At 67.7% G+C, this 19,942-nt stretch carries 15 protein-coding genes; 13 read left to right on the forward strand and 2 right to left on the reverse strand.

The annotated features are described in order from the left end of the window. Positions 1-6 precede the first annotated feature (6 nt). A complete protein-coding gene (locus MJO58_RS02545) occupies positions 7-306 on the reverse strand; it encodes a hypothetical protein (RefSeq protein ID WP_090598923.1) in 300 nt (99 codons plus the stop codon). Between the two features lie 597 nt (positions 307-903). On the opposite strand from MJO58_RS02545, the gene MJO58_RS02550 reads away from it, so the two are divergent. From MJO58_RS02550 to eccE, 13 genes are all read left to right on the forward strand, one after another. Beyond that, on the forward strand, positions 904-1,809 hold the full coding sequence (locus MJO58_RS02550) for a class I SAM-dependent methyltransferase (RefSeq protein WP_090598927.1): 906 nt from the start codon (positions 904-906) through the stop codon (positions 1,807-1,809). Positions 1,810-1,988: 179 nt separating this feature from the next. Then, positions 1,989-3,494 carry a PPE family protein gene (locus MJO58_RS02555; protein ID WP_239721923.1) on the forward strand — a complete coding sequence of 502 codons (1,506 nt, stop codon included), beginning with the start codon at positions 1,989-1,991 and terminating at the stop codon, positions 3,492-3,494. A gap of 551 nt (positions 3,495-4,045) precedes the next feature. Next, positions 4,046-5,899 carry a type VII secretion AAA-ATPase EccA gene (gene eccA / locus MJO58_RS02560; RefSeq protein ID WP_239721924.1) on the forward strand — a complete coding sequence of 618 codons (1,854 nt, stop codon included), beginning with the start codon at positions 4,046-4,048 and terminating at the stop codon, positions 5,897-5,899. After that, positions 5,896-7,497 (forward strand): type VII secretion protein EccB, encoded by a 1,602-nt coding sequence (gene eccB / locus MJO58_RS02565; RefSeq protein ID WP_090598938.1) that lies wholly within the window; start codon positions 5,896-5,898, stop codon positions 7,495-7,497. The genes eccA and eccB overlap by 4 nt, the downstream gene beginning before the upstream one ends. Further along, complete coding sequence (gene eccCa / locus MJO58_RS02570) at positions 7,494-11,462, forward strand: type VII secretion protein EccCa (protein ID WP_239721925.1); 3,969 nt, start codon at positions 7,494-7,496, stop codon at positions 11,460-11,462. The genes eccB and eccCa overlap by 4 nt, the downstream gene beginning before the upstream one ends. 34 nt (positions 11,463-11,496) lie before the next feature. Continuing rightward, complete coding sequence (locus MJO58_RS02575; protein ID WP_090598946.1) at positions 11,497-11,805, forward strand: PE family protein; 309 nt, start codon at positions 11,497-11,499, stop codon at positions 11,803-11,805. Between the two features lie 2 nt (positions 11,806-11,807). Beyond that, on the forward strand, positions 11,808-13,304 hold the full coding sequence (locus MJO58_RS02580) for a PPE family protein (protein WP_239721926.1): 1,497 nt from the start codon (positions 11,808-11,810) through the stop codon (positions 13,302-13,304). 54 nt (positions 13,305-13,358) lie between these two features. Next, positions 13,359-13,652, forward strand: coding sequence for a WXG100 family type VII secretion target (locus MJO58_RS02585; protein ID WP_090598955.1), 294 nt, complete (start codon positions 13,359-13,361; stop codon positions 13,650-13,652). 32 nt (positions 13,653-13,684) lie between these two features. Then, complete coding sequence (locus MJO58_RS02590; protein ID WP_025736523.1) at positions 13,685-13,975, forward strand: WXG100 family type VII secretion target; 291 nt, start codon at positions 13,685-13,687, stop codon at positions 13,973-13,975. A gap of 10 nt (positions 13,976-13,985) precedes the next feature. Next, positions 13,986-14,858, forward strand: a complete 873-nt coding sequence (locus MJO58_RS02595; RefSeq protein ID WP_239721927.1) for an ESX secretion-associated protein EspG — start codon at positions 13,986-13,988, stop codon at positions 14,856-14,858. A gap of 71 nt (positions 14,859-14,929) precedes the next feature. Beyond that, a complete protein-coding gene (gene eccD, locus MJO58_RS02600) occupies positions 14,930-16,342 on the forward strand; it encodes a type VII secretion integral membrane protein EccD (protein ID WP_239721928.1) in 1,413 nt (470 codons plus the stop codon). Then, the gene (gene mycP / locus MJO58_RS02605; RefSeq protein ID WP_090598965.1) at positions 16,339-17,751 is read left to right on the forward strand and encodes a type VII secretion-associated serine protease mycosin; all 1,413 of its coding nucleotides are present in this window, start codon (positions 16,339-16,341) and stop codon (positions 17,749-17,751) included. The genes eccD and mycP overlap by 4 nt, the downstream gene beginning before the upstream one ends. Then, positions 17,748-18,746, forward strand: coding sequence for a type VII secretion protein EccE (eccE, locus tag MJO58_RS02610; RefSeq protein ID WP_239721929.1), 999 nt, complete (start codon positions 17,748-17,750; stop codon positions 18,744-18,746). Before mycP ends, eccE begins: the two co-directional genes overlap by 4 nt. Here the strand turns inward: eccE and MJO58_RS02615 are convergent. Then, positions 18,733-19,935 (reverse strand): alpha/beta hydrolase family protein, encoded by a 1,203-nt coding sequence (locus MJO58_RS02615; protein WP_239721930.1) that lies wholly within the window; start codon positions 19,933-19,935, stop codon positions 18,733-18,735. The genes eccE and MJO58_RS02615 overlap by 14 nt on opposite strands. Positions 19,936-19,942: the final 7 nt, after the last annotated feature.

The following is a 19,942-nucleotide window of genomic DNA, read 5'->3' on the forward strand; positions in this document are numbered from 1 at the left end:
TGGGCGTCAGTGCTCGTCGTAATGGTCGTCGTGCGCGGCGTGCCGGCAACCGTCGTGCACGTAGTCGACGTGATCCCGGTGCGGGATCGCGACGTGCCCGCATCCCGTACCGTGCACGTGATCATGAGGTTCGTGCACGGTGTGGCTGGAGGGCTCGCATTCGTCGTAGTGACCCTCGTGCAGCCGATGTATGTGACCGTCGTGCACGTAGTCGATGTGACCTTCATGTGGGACCGCGACGTGCCCGCATCCTTCGCCGTGCGCATGATCGTGTTCAAGGTGTTCGTTGTGGAGTGTGCTCGTCATCTAACTCCGCCTCCGTGCGGGATCTTGGAATCGCGCACCAATTGGCGCGATTACCGTGAGGCTAGCTCGATGCCCCACCACCGTCGAGGGCATCAGGCCTCCCGTCGGCCGCGGTTCATCGGGCCGTTGACCGTCGGCAAGGATCGTCCACGCTCTAACCAGTCCGCGATGATCGTCGCGTCGTCGGCGTCCGCGATGGGACCGATCCATAGCGGCGGGCCGCAAGGTACGCGGTCTTGCGTGCCTGGCTGAAGCAAGGCCACGACGCCGCATCCGGTCGGGCGGGATGCGGCGTCACAAACATGGACTCCGCGGCGACGAGTATGGGCTCGGATGGTGAGACGTAGCTCCGCGACGACGGCAACGCCTTGGTCGCCGACGCAGGCCGCGCGTACGACCACGTTGAACGGACGTTTGGTGGCGTTGCCTGATTGGCATCGGTACCGAATGAGCTGCTACATCCGGTCGGGCTATTGAGTTGGCGAGCAAACCGTTCACCAGGCCGCTGCCTAAAAGCAACGTGAGCTGTCCCGGCTTCAATGTCCTTTGCCCCCAGCGGGAAAGGACGGGTCGGCGCGCCGGCGTAGTGTCGATTGGGTGCGTAGCGAAGGTGACACCTGGGACATCACAACGAGCGTCGGATCGACGGCGTTATTCGTAGCGACGGCGCGGGCACTGGAGGCGCAGAAGCCCAACCCGCTGGCTCTGGACCCGTATGCGGAGATCTTCTGCCGCGCCATCGGGGGTTCGTCGGCCGACGTTCTGGACGGCAAGGAGCCCGACCACCCGCTCAAGAGCGCCGACTTCGGCGACCATTTCGTGAACTTCCAGGCCGCTCGCACGAAGTACTTCGACGAGTACTTCCTGCGGGCCGCCGACGCCGGAGCCCGGCAGATCGTCGTGCTGGCGGCCGGGCTTGACTCGCGCGCCTATCGGCTGGACTGGCCCGCCGCGACCACGATCTTCGAGCTGGACCGCCCGCAGGTCCTCGATTTCAAGCGTGAGGTGCTCGCCGGCCACGGCGACCACCCGCGCGCCGAGCGCCGGGAGATCGCCGTGGATCTGCGCGACGACTGGCCAGAAGCGTTGCGCGACAGCGGCTTCGACCCCGCCAAGCCCTCGGCGTGGATCGCCGAGGGTCTGCTGATCTATTTGCCGGCCACCGCGCAGGAGCAGCTGTTCACCGGCATCGACAGCCTGGCCGGACACGGCAGCCATGTCGCGGTCGAGGACGGCGCACCGCTGCAGGCCGACGAATTCGAGGCCGCGGTCGAAGAAGAGCGTGCGGCCGCGGCGCAGGGCGACAAGCGGCTGTTCTTTCAGTTGGTCTACAACGAGCAACACGCCCCGGCCACCGAGTGGTTCGGTCAGCACGGCTGGAACGCGGTCGGCACCCCGCTGGCCGATTATCTGCGCGAGGTCGGCCGCCCGGTCCCCGGACCGGACACCGAGGCGGGTCCGATGATTGCCCGCAACACCCTGGTCAGCGCCGTCCGGGCCTGAGCTCGCTGCGCCTGCTTTTCTGAAGAACTTTCAATGAGTTGAAAGTCCGCCGGAACTTCTGCATACCCCTCACCGACTAATTACCGGCTGATACGTGCCGCCCACAGCCCGGGTGTCGTCGGTTTCGGCTAGGCGAGGAGTGCTGACATGGCGCTACGGTCCGACGAGGGCGGCCGCGAATGACCGCACCGATATGGATGGCATCGCCTCCCGAAGTTCATTCCACCTTGCTGAGCAGCGGTCCAGGGCCCGGCGGCTTGTTGGCCGCCGGCGGCGCCTGGAGCTCGTTGAGTGCCTCGTACGCGGAAACCGCGGACGAACTCTCCGCGATCCTGGCGGACACTCAGGCCGGGGCCTGGCAGGGGCCGAGCGCCGAGGAGTATGTGGCCGCTCATGCGCCCTACCTGGCGTGGCTGACCCAGGCCAGCGCCGACAGCGCGTCGATGGCGGCCCAGCACGAGACGGCGGCCGCCGCGTACACCGCAGCATTGGCCGCGATGCCGACACTGCCCGAACTGGCCACCAACCACGTCGTCCACGGCGCGCTGGTGGCGACGAATTTCTTTGGCATGAACACGATTCCGATCGCGGTCAACGAGGCCGATTACGCGCGGATGTGGGTCCAGGCCGCCACCACGATGTCCACCTATCAAGCCGTCACCAGCACGGCACTGGTGGCCGCGCCGCAAGCCGATCCGGCGCCGGTGATCATGCACGCCGACGAAGACAGCGGTGACACCGGCAACGATAGCGGGAGCAATCTTCCCTACGACGACATCATCGACAACGACGACGGCAACCCGTACCAGCTGAGTTGGTGGATCAACCGATTCCTCGAAATATTCCAGACGCTCGACCGCGATTTACGGCTATTCCAAACGAACCCGGCCCAGGCGTTCCCGCAGCTGTTGGCCGATATTGGGTTACTGATCGCCGACGAGTTCACCCACGTTGGCGAGGCGTTTCAGGCCTTCGCCCCGCAAATTGCGATTATTGTGGCGACCTCCACCCTTGGGTTCGCCGGAGCCTTGGCGAGCCTGGCGTCGCTGGCGGCCATTCAGCCTCAAGTTGCCGCGGCCCCGGCCCTGGCGGTGCCCGCACCAGCGCCGGCGACGCCGAGCCTGCATGCGGTGGCGGGCATGCCCACCGTGGGTGCGCACGCCGCCCCGACGCCGTCCTCGGCTCCGAATTCGGCTCCCGTGTCCGCGCCGGCTTCGGCGCCGGCAGCCGGATCCCCACCGCCGCCCGCCGGGGTCGAGAGCGCGTACCCGTACCTAGTGGGAGGCCCCGGCATCGGGTCCGGCGCCGGGATGAGCAGCGGTGCACAGCGCAAGGCTCCGCAGCCCGATTCGGTCGCGGCCGCCGCCACGGCCGCGGCGCGGGAAGAGAGCAGGGCACGTCGGCGCCGGCGGGCAGCGATGCGAGGCCACCAGCCTGGCTACCGTTACGAATTCTTGGACTTCGATGATGAGGCCGGCCCGTTCGTCGACGCTCCGGCAGTCGACGGCCCGACCACGCCTTCCGCGCAGGGCGCGGGTGCTTTGGGGTTTGCTGGGACGGTCCGCAAGGATGCCGCTGCCGCAGCAGGATTGGCGACGTTGGACGGCGACGGATTCGGGAGTGGCCCGTCGGTTCCGATGGTGCCCGGAACCTGGCCGGGGCCCGGCGCTGACGGACCGACGTGAAACGGCCGGGAGCTGGAACCGAGCGTGCCCGATAGGGAACTTTTCTGGTCGAGCAGCCGACTATTAGCTGCCTGCTCGCGGCGCCGCTATCAACTAGGCGGTCGTTGCGCCCCACCCGACCGGTTAGGAGTCGCTGCTGTGACCGCGCCGGGTTTGATCGCCGCACGCTCACGACGGCGTATGGCCCTCAATGACCTCAATGACCTCAATGACCGCGGCGAATCCGCGTCGGCCCCTGGGATTGAGGCCGGCACGTTCCTAGCGTCGGCGCGCGGGGCGGGGTCCCAGCGGGTTTCACCCGTCTCGGGTTGCAAGAGTCCGCTTTGATAATGAAAACCATATTCAGTAAGCTTTGGTCGCCGCACGAAGTGCGGCCAATGCCACAACAGGAGCGGGGAACCGGTGAGCGGGCAGAATACGCAGGTCAAGGCCCCGAACGGGGTCGGTGGGCGGCAAGTCGGGCGGCCACGGGAGCCTCGACACTTAGCTTATGCAATGCTAACTTCAGCAAATTAAGTTAGGGGAGACTATCTTCATGGAAAATTGCGGCCGTGGAACTCGGTGATAGCGGGGTGCTCGCAGTCCAGCCCGGCACTTCCCGGTTGGACACCAGAGTCGACAGCGACGTCGTTAGCCGCTTTGCGACGTGCTGCCGCGCCCTTGGCATCGCGGTCGATCAACGTCAGCGCCCGGCCGATCTGGCCGCCGCTCGCTCGGGCTTCACGGCGCTGACCCGCGTCGCACATGATCAGTGCGACGCGTGGACCGGGCTCGCGGCCGCGGGCGACGCATCCTTCCGGGTGCTGGAGGCGGTGTCGCGCACCGTGGCCACGGCCGGCGTGCTGCAGCGGCAGGCTGACCTGGCGCCCGGCGCCCTGGGCTTCCGTTACGACAGCGGACTGTATCTACAGTTTCGCGCCACCAACCCGGACGAGTTTCACCTCGCCTACGCCGCAGCCCTGGCGACGGCCGGGCGGTTTGCCGAGGCCGACGAGATCGTTACCGGGCTGACCGCTCGCCGCCCGCGCTGGCGTGAGGCGCGGTGGATCTCCGTCGTGATCAACTACCGCGCCGAGCGGTGGTCCGACGTCGTCAAGCTGCTGACCCCGATCGTCAACGACTCCGATCTCGACGGCGCCTACGCCCACGCGGCCAAGATCGCCCTGGGCACCGCGCTCGCCCGCCTGGGCTTGTTCGCCCCCGCGCTGTCTTACCTCGAGGAGCCCGAGGGCCCGGTCGAGGTGGCCACCGTCGATGGGACGTTGGCCAAGGCGCTTGTGCTACGCATGCACGTCGACGAAGAGTCGGCGAGTGAAGTGCTGCAGGACCTGTATGCCGCACACCCGGAGAACGAACAGGTCGAAAAGGCCTTGACCGACACCAGTTTCGGGATTGTGACCACCAACGCGGCCCGCATCGAGGCCCGCACCGATCCGTGGGATCCGGAAACCGAGCCCAGCGCAGAGGATTTCGTCGACCCTGCCGCGCACGAGCGCAAGTCCGTGCTACTGCACGAGGCCGAACGTCAGCTCACCGAGTTCATCGGCCTCGAAGAGGTGAAGAACCAGGTATCGCGGCTCAAGAGCTCGGTGGCCATGGAGCTGGTGCGCAAGCAGCGCGGCCTGCAGGTTGCCCAACGCGCCCACCACCTGGTTTTCGCCGGACCGCCCGGGACCGGTAAGACGACGATCGCGCGTGTGGTTGCCAAAATCTATTGCGGGCTGGGCCTTTTGAAGAAGGAAAACATCCGCGAGGTGCACCGCGCCGACCTCATCGGTCAGCACATCGGCGAAACCGAGGCCAAGACCAACGCGATCATCGACAGCGCCCTGGACGGGGTGTTGTTCCTCGATGAGGCCTACGCCCTGGTGGCCACCGGTGCCAAGAACGACTTCGGCCTGGTCGCCATCGACACACTGCTGGCCCGCATGGAAAACGACCGCGACCGGCTGGTGGTGATCATCGCCGGCTACCGGGCGGATCTGGACAAGTTCCTGGATACCAACGAGGGTCTGCGGTCGCGTTTTACCCGCAACATCACCTTCCCGTCCTACAACTCCCACGAGCTGGTGGAGATCGCACGCAAGATGGCCGAACAGCGCGACAGCATCTTCGAGCAGTCTGCGCTCGACCACATGGACGAACTGTTCGAGAAATTGGCGACGGCCACCACGCCCGACTCCAACGGCGTCGAACGGCGCAGCCTCGACATCGCGGGTAACGGTCGTTTCGTCCGGAACATTGTCGAGCGTTCCGAGGAGGAGCGCGAATTCCGGTTGGACCATTCAGAACAGGCGGGAACCGGTGCGTTCACCGATGAGGAGCTGATGACAATCACCGACCGAGATGTCAGTAATTCGGTAGAGCCGCTGTTACGCGGACTTGGACTCTCGGTGCCGTCATGACCAATCCCGAACCTCAGGACGAACGGCGTTCCTTCTCGTCGCGGACCCCCGTGAACGACAATCCCGACAAGGTGGTCTACCGCAGGGGGTTCGTCACCCGGCATCAGGTGACCGGCTGGCGTTTCGTGATGCGCCGCATCGCCTCGGGAATCGCCTTGCACGACACCAGGATGCTGGTCGACCCGCTGCGCACCCAGTCGCGCGCGGTGCTGATGGGCGCCCTGATTCTGATCACCGGCCTGGCCGGCTGCTTCGTGTTCTCGCTGATCCGGCCCAACGGCCAGGCGGGCAACAACGCAGTGCTCGCCGACCGGGACACGGCCGCACTGTATGTGCGCATCGGCGATGAACTGCACCCGGTGCTGAACCTGACCTCGGCCCGGCTGATCGCGGGCAAGCCGGTCAACCCGGCCACGGTGAAAAGCCGCGAGCTGGACCGGTTTCCGCGCGGAAACCTGATCGGCATCCCGGGTGCGCCGGAACGCATGGTGCAGAACGCATCCCATGACGCGAACTGGACGGTGTGTGACGCGGTCAGTGAGGCGGCCCAGGGCTCGCACGCCGTGCACAGCACCGGTGTCACGGTGATCGCGGGCACCCCCGACAGCAGCGGCGCGCGTGCGGCGGCGATCGCGCCGGCCGACGCAATCCTCGTCGAGTTCACCGGCGACAAGGGCACCAGCACCTGGCTGCTGTGGAACGGCAAGCGCAGTCAGATCGACCTGGCCAACCACGCGGTCACCAGTGCGTTGGGGCTGGGTGCCGACGTGCCCGCACCGCGGCCGATCGCGGCGGGGCTGTTCAACGCGATCCCCGAAGCGCCCGCGCTTTCCGCGCCCGGCATCCCGAATGCCGGCGCCCCGGCGAACTATCCGGTCCCCGCCCCGATCGGGTCGGTGGTGACGTCCTACGGCGTCGACCCGGGCAATGTGCGTTACTTCGTGGTGCTGCCGGACGGCCTGCAACCGATCTCGCCGGTGCTCGCCGCGGTCCTGCGCAACACCAATTCCTATGGGCTGGACCAACCCCCGCGACTGGGCGCCGATGAGGTGGCTAAGTTGCCGGTCTCACGGACGCTGGACACCACGCGCTTTCCGGATCGCCAGATCGCCCTGGTAGACGCGGCCAAGAATCCCGTCGCCTGCGCTTACTGGAGTAAGCCGGCCGGGGCCGCGAGCAGTTCGCTGGCCCTGCTGGCGGGTTCCGCGCTGCCGGTGCCGGACGCGGTGCGCACCGTGAATCTGATCGGCGGCGGTACTCAAGGCATCGCCACTAGGGTGGCCCTGCCGCCGGGCACCGGCTACTTCGCTCAAAGCGTCGGTGGCGCAGCGACCTCGCCGGGTGCCGGCTCGTTGTTCTGGGTGTCCGACACCGGTGTGCGCTATGGCATCGACAACGAGGCGGAGAACGCCGGACACGGCAAAACCATTGAGGCCCTTGGCTTGACCCCACCCCCCGTTCCCATTCCCTGGTCGATACTGTCGCTGTTCGCGACGGGCCCGACGCTATCGCGCGCCGACGCGTTACTTGCACACGACGGCCTGGCACCCGATAGCAAGCCCGGACGTCCGGTGTCGGCCGAAGGAGGACCCCGATGAGCCGACTGATCTTCGAAGCCCGCCGGCGCCTGGCGCCGCCGAGCACCCGCCAGGGCACCATCACGATCGAGGCGCCCCCCGAGCTGCCCCGGGTGATACCGCCGTCGTTCCTGCGCCGCGCCATGCCGTACGTGCTGGTGATCCTGATCGTCGGCATGATCGTCGCGCTAGTCGCCACGGGGATGCGGGTGATCTCCCCGCAGACGCTGTTCTTCCCATTCGTGTTGCTGCTGGCGGCAACCGCGCTCTATCGCGGCAACGACAACAAGATGCGCACCGAGGAGGTCGACGCCGAACGCGCCGACTACCTGCGGTACCTGTCGGTGGTCCGGGACAACATCCGCACCCAGGCCGCCCAGCAGCGTGCCGCCGCGCAGTGGTCGCATCCCGAGCCGGCGGCATTGGCCACGGTGCCCGGGTCTCGCCGCCAGTGGGAACGTGACCCGCACGACCCCGACTTCCTGGTGTTGCGGGCCGGCCGTCACCAGGTCCCCCTGGCCACCGCGGTGCGGGTCCAGGACACCGCCGACGAAATCGATCTGGAACCGGTGTCGCACAGCGCATTACGCAGCCTGCTCGACACGCAGCGCACCGTGCGCGATGTGCCCACCGGAATCGACTTGAGGACGGTCTCCCGCATCACCGTCCTCGGCGAACCCGACGAGGTGCAAGGGGCATTGCGGGCCTGGATCGCTCAGGCCGTCACCTGGCACGACCCGACCGTGCTGGGAGTGGCACTGGCCACCCGCGATCCGGAGAACCGCGACTGGTCGTGGCTGAAGTGGTTGCCCCACATCGACATTCCCGGCGAGGTGGACGGTGTCGGCCCGGCCCGCTTCCTGTCCAGCAGCCCCGACGAACTGGTGACGTTGTTAGGCCCGGCGCTGGCCGACCGGCCGGCGTTCAACGGCGAGCCGGCCGACGCGTTGCGGCACCTGCTGATCGTCATCGACGACCCTGAATACGACGTGAACGCCTCGGCGCTGGCACTCGGACGGGCCGGCGTGACCGTCGTGCACCGCACCACGACATCGCCCAACCGCGAACAGTATTCGGATCCCGAAAAGCCGATCCTGCGTGTCGCGAATGGGGTAATCCAGCGCTGGCAGACCGGCGGCTGGCAGCCCTTCATCGACAACGCTGACGCGCTCGGCGCCGACGAAGCCGCCCACCTGGCCCGTCAGTTGTCGCGCTGGGATTCCAATCCGACTCACACCGGGCTGCGCTCGGCGGCCACCCGCGGTGCCACCTTCACGACGCTGCTGGGTATACCGGATGCTTCGCAGCTGGATGTGCCGACACTGTGGGGACCGCGTCGCCGCGACGACGAGTTGCGGGTGCCGATCGGTGTCACCGCGACCGGCGAACCGCTGTACTTCGACCTCAAGGACGAAGCCGAGGGCGGGATGGGTCCGCACGGCCTGATGATCGGTATGACCGGTTCCGGCAAGTCGCAGACGCTGATGTCAATTCTATTGTCGCTGTTGACAACTCATTCGGCCGACCGGCTCATCGTGATCTACGCCGACTTCAAGGGTGAGGCCGGGGCAGACAGCTTCCGCGACTTCCCGCAGGTCGTGGCCGTGATCTCGAACATGGCCGAGAAGAAATCGCTGGCCGACCGGTTCGCCGACACGCTGCGCGGTGAGGTGGCACGGCGCGAAACGCTGCTGCGCGAGGCCGGCCGGCGGGTCCAGGGCAGTGCGTTCAACTCGGTGGTCGACTACGAGAACGCGATCGCCGCCGGGCATGACCTGCCGCCGATCCCGACCCTGTTCGTGGTCGCCGACGAGTTCACGCTGATGCTGGCCGATTATCCGGAGTACGCGGAATTGTTCGACTACGTGGCGCGCAAGGGCCGCTCGTTCCGCATCCACATCCTGTTCGCGTCCCAGACGTTGGATGTCGGCAAGATCAAGGACATCGACAAGAACACCTCGTATCGCATCGGTTTGAAGGTGGCCAGTCCCAGCGTTTCTCGCCAGATCATCGGCGTGGACGACGCTTACCACATCGAATCGGGTAGAGAGCACAAAGGCGTGGGCTTCCTGGTGCCCGCCCCCGGTGCCGCCCCGATCAAGTTCCGCAGCACCTACGTCGACGGCATCTACGAACCACCGCGGACCGCTAAAACCCTTGTGGTGCAGTCTGTTCCGCAACCCAAACTGTTCACGGCCGGACGGGTGGAGCCCGATCAGGGCACGGTGATCACCGGCGCCGACCAAGACGAGTTCGACGGTCCGCCGCGCAAGCTGATCGCGACTATCGGCGAGCAGCTGGCGCGCTACGGGCCCCGGGCGCCGCAGCTCTGGTTGCCGCCGCTGGACGAGCCGATCCCGCTGACAACCGTTCTGGCGAACGCCGCAGTGCCGGACCGGCAATGGCGTTGGCCGCTCGGTGAGATCGACAAGCCGTTCGAGATGCGCCGCGACCCGTTGATTTTCGACGCCGCGTCCGCGTCGGGCAACATGGTGATCCACGGCGGCACCAAGTCCGGTAAATCGTCTGCGCTGCAGACGTTTATCCTGTCTGCGGCCAGCTTGCACTCGCCGCGTGACGTTACTTTCTACTGCCTGGACTACGGCGGTGGTCAGCTGCGTGCGCTGCAAGACCTCGCGCACGTCGGCAGTGTCGCGTCACCGTTGGAGCCCGAGCGCATTCGTCGCACCTTCGGCGAACTCGAGCAGCTGCTGATTTCCCGGCAGCGCCGCGAGGCGTTCCGCGACAAGCACGGTTTGACTCACGACGACGGCTTCGGTGAGGTGTTCCTGGTCATCGACAACCTCTACGCCTTCGCCCGGGACAACACCGACCAGTTCAACACGCGTAACCCGTTGCTGGCCAAGGTGACTGAGCTTGTCAACGTCGGTCTGGCGTACGGCATCCACGTGATCATCACCACCCCGAGCTGGCTGGAGGTGCCGTTGGCGATGCGTGACGGCCTCGGGCTGCGCCTCGAGCTCAAGCTGCACGACGCGCGGGACAGCAACGTGCGGGTGGTCGGGGCGCTGCGCCGCCCGGCCGAGGCCGTGCCGGCCGACCAGCCTGGTCGCGGGTTGACCATGGCCGCCGAGCACTTCCTGTTTGCGGCCCCGCAGCCCGACCAGGTGGCCGCGATCAATGCCCGCTACCCGGGTGTGGCCGCACCGCCGGTTCGGCTGCTGCCGACCAACCTGGCACCGGATGCCCTCGAGCCGCTGTATCGCGGACCTGAACAGGTCGTCATCGGCCAGCGGGAAGAGGACCTGGCGCCGGTGGTGCTCGACTTCGCCGAGAACCCGCTGCTGATGGTGTTCGGCGACAGCAAGTCCGGCAAGACCACATTGTTGCGCCACATCATCCGCACCATCCGCGAGCACTCCACGTCGGACCAGGTGGCGTTCACGGTGCTGGATCGGCGGCTGCACCTCGTCGAGGAGCCGCTCTTCGCCGATAACGAGTACACCGCCAACATCGACCGGATCATTCCGGCGATGCTGGGCCTGTCCAACATCATCGGCTCGCGGCGCCCACCGGCGGGCCTGTCGGCAGCGGAGTTGGCCCGGTGGAGCTACCAGGGTCACACCCACTACCTGATCATCGACGACGTCGACCAGATTCCGGACGCGCCGGCGATGAGTGGCCCATACATCGGGCAGCGCCCATGGACCAGCCTGATTCCGGAGCTGAGCCAGGCTGCCGACTTGGGGCTGCGGGTGATCGTGACGGCACGGGCCACCGGGTCGGGGCATGCCCTGATGACCAGCCCGCTGCTGCGCCGATTCAACGACTTGCAGGCAACCACGTTGATGCTGGCGGGCAACCCGCAGGACAGCGGGAAGATCCGCGGTCAACGATTTGGCCGGTTGCCTGCCGGACGGGCAATTCTGTTGGGAGACACCGAAAGCCCGACGTATGTGCAGTTGGTCAACCCGTTGGTTGGCGAGTCTGTTGTAGGGGGAGCCGACGAAGGTTTCGCCCGCTGATGGTGATTAGTGAAGCGCAACAAAAGGAGTCATTATGACGTTGCGAGTTGTCCCTGAAGGCCTGGCGGCGACGAGTGCGGCGGTGGAGGCGCTGACGGCGCGGTTGGCGAGTGCACACGCGGCGGCCGCTCCGGCGATCACCGCAGTGGTGCCGCCCGCGGCGGATCCGGTGTCGCTGACGACCGCGGCCGGATTCAGCGCCCAGGGCCAGCTGCACTCGGTGGTGGCCGCCGAGGGCGTCGAGGAGCTGGGCCGCGCCGGCATCGGTGTGGGCGAAGGCGGCGCGAGTTATCTCGCGGGTGACGCCGCGGCGGCCGCGACGTACGGAGTGGCGGGCGCCTGAGCATGACCGCGCCCATCTGGATGGCTTCTCCGCCGGAGGTGCATTCGGCGTTGCTGACTGCTGGACCGGGACCGGGGCCGCTGTTGGCGGCCGCCGGTGCGTGGACCGCGCTCAGCACCGAATATGCCGACGCGGCAGCCGAACTCAGTGGGCTACTGGCGGAAGTACAGGCGGGGGCGTGGGAAGGGCCGACCGCCGAGCAGTACGCGGCCGCGCACCTGCCGTATCTGGCGTGGCTGATGCAGGCCAGCGCCGCCAGCGCGGGCGCGGCCGCCCAGCATGAAGTCGCGGCGGCGGCCTACACCGGCGCCTTGACGGCCATGCCGACGCTGGCGGAGCTGGCTGCCAACCACATGATCCACGGTGTCCTGGTGGGGACGAATTTCTTTGGGATCAATACGATTCCGATCGCGGCCAACGAGGCGGATTACGCACGGATGTGGGTCCAGGCCGCCTCCACGATGAGCACCTACCAGGTCGTCTCCGACGGTGCGCTGGCGGCGTCGCCACAGCCGGACCCCGCCCCGAACGTGCTGCGTCCCGGTGCCGAAACCAACAACTTCTCGACGCTGGCCCAGCAGAGCGGTTCGAACGTGGGCAATTGGATTGACGATCTGCTTCGCCAGCTGCAGCAGTTCTTCCAGAATCTCTTCCAGAATTTGCAGGACTTCATCTCGAATCTGATGCGGGATCTGCCGGGCTTTCTTGTGGCCAATGGGCCGCTGCTGTTCTTCCTCGCCTACCAGCTGATCACCAACTTGCTCGGCTGGCCGACGTGGGGCGCGATTTTGAGCGCACCATTCCTGATCCCGCTGGTGATCGGCATCGGCGCGTACCTGTACTTACAGACCCCCGCGGACCTGCCGGATGTTCCGGCTGCCGTGGCGGTGCCGCCGGCGCTGGCTTCTCAGAGCCCGGCGATGCCGCCGCTGGCAGCCATGGCCGCGCCGGCGCCGTCGCCCGCTTCGGCTCCCGCGTCCGCACCGGCTGCGCCCGCCACCGCGGCGCCCGCGCCGGCGCCCGCGCCGGTCGCCGGAACTTTCGGCTACTTGGTGGCCATGGGTGGCGATCCGGAGACCGGCTTCGGCCCCACCCTGGGTGGCCGCGGCGGGATCAAGGCGCCGGCCGCGACCATCCCGGCGGCCGCCGCGGCGGTACCGGGCCGCGCGGCCGCGGCACGGCGGCGCAGGCGGGCAGCGATGCGCGATCACGGTGACGAATTCCTGGACATGAACGTGGACGTCGATCCCGACTGGGGTGGCGCCGACGAAGAGGAACTCGTCACGGCCGCAATGGCTTCGGGAAGCGGGGCCGGGCGGCTGGGGTTTGCCGGAACCGCGCGCAAAGACGCGGATCTGCAGGCGTCGGGACTGACCGAGCTGGCCGGCGATGAATACGGCAGCGGCCCGCAGATGCCCATGGTGCCGGGAACCTGGGACCGCAACGGAGCGGACCCGGATGGGCCCGATGAAGCGGGGGGAGGGGGCTCCGAAAGTTAGCAGTAACTCAGCCAATAGCCGAAATCGTAAGGGACAGAAGAGAAAGGAAACGTCATGAGTCTTCTGGATGCTCACATTCCACAGTTGGTGGCCTCGCAGTCGGCGTTCAGCGCCAAGGCGGCCCTGATGCGCAGCACGATCAACGGAGCCGAGCAGGAAGCGTTGGCCGCCCAGGCATTCCACCAGGGTGAGTCTTCGGCTGCGTTCCAGGCCGCGCACGCCCGGTTCGTGGAAATGGCGGCTCGGGTCAACACCCTGCTGGACATCGCCCAAGCCAACCTCGGTGACGCCGCGGGCACCTATGTGGCCGCTGACGCCGCCGCCGCGTCCGGCTACACCTCGTTCTGAGTTGACTACCAGTAACCGCGAAAGGACTTGAGATGTCGCAGATCATGTACAACTACCCGGCGATGCTGAGCCACGCCGCCGACATGTCGGGCTACGCCGGCACGATGCAGGGCCTCGGCGCCGACATCGCCACCGAGCAGGCCGCGCTGCAGAACGCCTGGCAGGGTGACACCGGTATGACCTACCAGGTCTGGCAGGCTCAGTGGAACCAGGCCATGGAGGCGTTGGTGCGCTCTTACCAGGCGATGGCCAGCACGCACGAAAACAACACCCTGGCCATGTTCGCGCGCGACACGGCCGAAGCCGCCAAGTGGGGCGGTTAGTCCTCGGTCGATGAGTATCGAGCCCAATGCCGTCGAGCTGACGGTCGAAAACGCATGGTTCATCGCCGAAACCATTGGAGCGGGTAGCTTCCCATGGGTTTTGGCGATCACCACGCCCTATCGCGATGCCGCGGAGCGCGACGCGTTCTTCAAAGATCAGCAGGACGAGTTGACCCGGATGGGTCTGATGGAGCCCGAAACCCGAAGAGTGAACCGGGCGGTCGCCGACTGGATCAAGTTGGTGTGCTTTCCCGACCAATGGCTTGATTTGCGCTACGTCGGCTCCGGCGCGGCCAGCGGTGCCGGGGAGTTGCTGCGCGGTGTCGTCGCGCGGCGCGCCGGCACCACCGGCAACACCGTCGTCGCGCTACGCAGCGCGCAGCTGGTCACGTTTACCGCCATGGATATCGGCGACGCGCGGGCACTGGTTCCGGTCCTCGGTGTGGGGCTGGGCCAGCGTCCGCCGGCGCAGTTCACGGAGTTCAGTATGCCGGCGCGTGTCGGAGCCCGCGCCGACGAACGGCTGCGCTCCGGTGCGCCGCTAACCGAAGTCCTTGACTACCTGGGCATTTCGCAATCGGCCCGCGCGGTGGTGGAATCCGTATTCACCGGCCCGCGTACCTACGTGGAGATCGTCGCCGGCTGCCATCGCGACGGCCAGCATGCCACCACCGAAGTCGGAATGAGCATTGTCGACACCACCGCGGGCCGGATCCTGGTCAGTCCGTCCCGCGGGTTCGACGGCGAATGGGTTTCGACGTTCAGTCCGGGAACCCCGTTTGCGATTGCCGTCGCGATCGAGCGCTTGACCGCCTGCCTGCCCGACGGACACTGGTTCCCCAACCAGCGGCTGTCGCGAGATCTATCCACCCAATACGCCTAACACACAACAAGATAGAGAGAGAACACGATGTACCAGGCTGATTCGAGGATCCGTTGACCTCCGGCGCCGTCATGCCAATCGTTCGCGTGGCCATCCTCGCGCACAGCAGGCTGACAGAAGTTGCCCTGCCCACCGAGCTGCCGCTGCGTGAAGTCCTGCCCGCGGTGCAGCGATTGGTGGTCCCGACGGCAGAGAACGGCGACGGCGGTGACCCCGACGGTGCGCGCCCCGGCGCGGTTTCCCAGCTGAGCCTGGCACCGATCGGCGGAGCACCGTTCAGTCTGGACGCAAGCCTGGATACCGTCGGTGTGGTCGACGGGGATCTGCTTGCGCTGCAGCCGGTTCCGTCCGGTCCGGCTGCGCCGGGCATTGTCGAGGACATCGCCGACGCGGCGATGATCTTCTCGACGTCGCGGCTCAAGCCGTGGGGCATCGCGCAGATTCAGCGCGGGGCGCTGCTGGCGGCGATCCTGGTCGCCTTCCTGGCGACGGACGTGGGAGTGACGTACCGGGTCGCCACCGGCGGACTGGCCGGGCTGGTCGCGGTCAGCGTGATCGCGGCAGTGAGCGCGATCGCCGGTTTGTTCGTCACGCTGCGCTCGGAACGCACCGGGATGGCGCTGTCGATGGCGGCGCTGGTACCCATCGGCGCCGCCCTCGCGTTGGCGGTACCCGGGAAGTTCGGTGCGGCACAGCTGGTGCTGGCCGCTGCCGGTGTGATCGCGTGGTCGCTGATCGTCCTGATGGTGCCGACCACCGAGCGTGAGCGCATTGCCGGTTTCTTCACCGCGACCACGGTGCTCGGGGGCGGCGTTTTGCTGGCCGCGGGTGCCGAATTACTTTGGCAGCTACCGATACTGACCATCGGTGCCGGGCTGATCGTGGCGGCGCTGCTGGTGACCATCGAGGCGGCACAGCTGTCCGCGCTGTGGGCTCGCTTCCCGCTGCCGGTCATCCCGGCACCCGGGGATCCGACGCCGTCGGCGCCCGCGCTTCGGGTGCTCGAGGACCTGCCGCGACGGGTGCGCATCGGGGACGCTCACCAAAGTGGTTTCATCGCCGGCGCGGTGCTGCTCAGTGTGCTGGGATCGGTGGCGATCGCGCTGCGGCCCGAGTCGTTGAGCGGATGGGGCTGGTACGTGCTGGCCGCCACCGCGGCGACCTCCGTCCTGCGTGCCCGCGTGTGGGATTCGGCCGCGTGCAAGGCGTGGCTGCTGGCTCAGCCGTTCCTGGTCGCCGGTGTCCTGCTGGTGTTCTACGCCTCGACCGGACGCTTCCCGGCCGCACTCGGTGCGGCGGCGGTGCTCGTCGCGCTGGTGTTGGCGTGGGCAGTGGTGGCACTGAACCCGAGCATCGCCTCGCCGGACACCTATTCGCTGCCGCTGCGCCGCCTGCTGGGCTTCGTCGCGACCGGCCTGGACGCTTCGCTGATTCCCGTCATCGCCTACCTGGTCGGCCTCTTCGCCTGGGTGCTCAATCGATGATTCGTGCCGGATTGGCTTGCCTCACAGCGGCGTTGGTCTTCTCGCAGGCCATCGTGCCGTGGGGCTGTCCGCAGGCATCGGCGATCAGCCAGCCCGTGGTGGACCCGGGCGTGCAGCCGCCGAGCGGAGCTGCGGGACCGGTTCAGCCGATGGAGCAGCGTGGACCCTGCGCCGCCTCCGGCGTCATCGGTGGCAGCGATCCCACGGCCGTGACGCCCAGCCAGGCGATGCTGAATCTGCCTGCGGCATGGCAGTTTTCCCGTGGCGAAGGCCAGCTGGTCGCGGTGCTCGACACCGGGGTGCGGCCGGGACCGCGACTGCCGAATGTCGATCCCGGCGGCGATTTCGTGGAGACGACCGACGGCCTGACGGACTGCGACGGGCACGGCACCCTGGTCGCCGGGCTTGTCGCGGGCCAGCCGTCCGCCGAGGACGGCTTCTCGGGTGTCGCGCCCGCGGCTCGCGTGCTGGCGATCCGGACGGCGTCGGGCAAGTTCTCGCCGCGCTCCCCGGGCGGCGACCCGATGGTGGCGCGGGTGTCCCTCGAGGTCGCGACGCTGGCCCGGGCGATCGTGCACGCCGCCGACCTGGGCGCGCGGGTGATCGATATCTCGGAGGTCACCTGCATGGCCGCCGACCGGCCCGTCGACCAGGCGGCGCTCGGTGCGGCGATCCGCTTCGCGGCGGTGGACAAGGACGCGGTGATCGTGGCGGCCGCGGGCAACACCGGGTCCACCGGCTCGGTCGGGGGCGGAATGTCCTGCGAGTCAAACCCGCTCACCGATCTCGCCCGCCCCGACGATGTGCGGAACTGGGCTGGCGTCACGTCGGTGTCGATCCCGTCGTACTGGCAGCCCTACGTGCTGTCGGTGGCTTCCCTGGCCGCGGATGGGCAACCGTCGAAAATCACCATGTCCGGACCGTGGGTGGGTATCGCGGCCCCGGGCGAAAAGATCGTGTCGGTGAGCAACCGCGACGGTGGCGGCCTCGCCAACGGCCTGCCCGACGACCATCAGCAATTGGGCGCGCTCGGCGGCACCAGCTACGCGGCCGGCTACGTGTCGGGCGTCGCGGCGCTGGTCCGCGGCAAATACCCCACCCTGTCGGCCACCGAAGTGGTGCGCCGGATCACCGCGACAGCACATAACGGCGCCCGGGCGCCGTCGAATGTCGTCGGCGCCGGCAGCGTGGACCCACTGGCGGCGCTCACCTGGGAACTGCCCGCGAATTCCGGGCCGGCCGCAACGCCGGCGAAGCCGGTCGCCGTGCCCCCGGCACCGGCGCCGAAAGACAACACCCCGCGGACCGTCGCGTTCGCCGGGACCGCCGCGCTGGCGTTGATTGTCGCGGCGGTTGCCGCCGCGGCCGCTATCGGCGGCGCGCGCCGACGGAAGGAGACCACCTCGTGAGCTCGATCCCGATCCCGGGGAGCGCCCGAATCACCTTGGCGGCGTTGGCGGTAGTGCCAGCGGTGCTGGCCTACCCCTGGCACTCGACCCGCGACTACTGGCTGCTCGGCATTGCCGTCGTGGCGGTGATCGTGTTGTTCGGCTGGTGGCGTGGACTGCATTTCACTACGATCCTGGGGCGCCGCTTGGCCATCATGAGGCGGCGCAACCGCACCGACGAGGCCGACGCTCAATCCGCCGTTGCGGCAAAGACAACCGCGTTGGTGCGGATCGGGCCGTCCAGCGCCGACGACGCGGTGCTCCCGCTGGAGCTGATCGCCCGGTACCTGGACCGCTATGGCATCCGCGCCGACAAGGTCCGTATCACCAGCCGTGACAACGCATCCGACGCGTCGCGACGCGAGACGTGGGTCGGTATCACCGTGTCAGCGGCCGACAACTTGCCGGCCCTGCAGGCGCGTTCTTCGCGCATCCCGCTGTATGAGACCGGCGAGGTTGTCGCGCGGCGGCTGGCCGACCATCTCCGTGAGATCGGTTGGGAAGCCAACACCGTCGCGCCGGACGACGTGCCGCGGTGGCTGACGGCCAACGCCCGCGAGAGCTGGGGTGCGGTGCAGCGCGGCACTTCGGATTTCGTTGCCGCATACCAGATTGTCGTCGATGCGGGACTGCCTGCGACGCTGGAGGCCATCCGGTCGCATCCGGCCCGCGAGACGTGCACTGCGCTCGAGATCGCACGTTCGGGTGATCTGGAGACGGTCGCGGCCGCCTGTGCTTTCCTCACCGATGCGCTGCCGGACGGCGCGGCACCGGTGGATGGACTGATCCCGCAGCGCGGCAACCAGGCGCCGGCCTTGGCGGCGCTGGATCTGTTGTCCACGCAGCGGCTTGACGGCCACACCGCGGAGCCCGGCGGCCTGCTGGCGACCTTGGATTGGCCGACGCCGGTGACCGGAGCGCACCGCGCGGTCACCGCGGCGGCTAGTCCAGCATGAAGCCGTTCAGGAAGCCGGTCATCCGGCGCAGGTAGTCCAGCTGGCTGGTGTGCAGCACGTGGCTGCCCGGAAACCAGTGCAGCGCACAGCGATCCCAGTGCTCCCACAGCAGCACGGCCTGCCCCGGGGGAGCCATCCGGTCGGCGAGGCCGGTGATGATCATCCGCCGATCCTTGGGAAGTTGTGGCCGGTAGTTCAGCGGGCAGTGGTAGGCGAGACCGGCGTTTAGGTCGTCGCGGTTGATGCTGGACAGCGCTAGCCCCAGGCCGACCAGCTTGTTGGCCGGAAACCACTGGTCGAACATCGTCGCCGGCGTGACGACCGGGCAGTTGGGGATGACGGCCTCCAGCCGGTCGTCGACGGAGGCCACCAACGCGGAGGTGTAGCCGCCCAGCGAAAGGCCGGTCAGCGCAATGCGTTCGACGCCGGTGTGCCGCAAATGGTCGATCACCGACCGGAAGTCGTGTACGGCCTGGGCCATCGATTCGGCGAAGCCGCTGAGCCCGCCGGCGAAGTAGCCGAAACCGCTGAACGGCGAGCACTTTTCGGCGCGCTGACCGTGGAACGGCAAGGTAAACAGCAAGACATCGTAGCCGGACCGGTAATACCACGGCATCGAGAAGAAACGGCCGTTTGCCAGATACGACGATCCCATGAAGCCGTGGATTACGCACAGCGTGGGACGAGGCCCGTCGTCGTGGCGCCAATGCTGAGCGCGCACGATGTTGTTGGACCCCCACGCATTCCACCGCTCGCGCATCGCGGGGTTGATCGCGGTGAAGCTGCTGAGGAACGAGATGTTGTCGACGGTGCCGCGCGCGATCCATCTCGCGAGCGGGCCGGCAGGCCGCGACGATACCCGTGGCGGTTCGGTGGGAGCGGGGAAAGACTTCGCCGGATCGTGCTCGGCGGCCAGCTCGGCGTAGAAGTTCAGGTTGGCGCGTTCGCTGCCGGATTCGGTGTGGCGCAACGTGGTGGCCACCACCACCGGCGCGGCCGTCGCGGCCAGCAGCGACGACACCCAGGTGCGCAAGGCGATATCACCGGCGGCGCAGGCCACAACCACCCTGCGTTCATGCGGCGACAACGCCGACAGCGGTGGCAATCCGTCGGCGCCGGGCGGCACATCGGCGCCGGGAACGTCGGGAACCGGAATGGGCGGATCGATCGGATCTGTGTCGGACCCCACGAATGCC

The organism is Mycobacterium lentiflavum (assembly GCF_022374895.2).
In the GTDB taxonomy this organism is placed as follows: Bacteria; Actinomycetota; Actinomycetes; order Mycobacteriales; family Mycobacteriaceae; genus Mycobacterium; species Mycobacterium lentiflavum.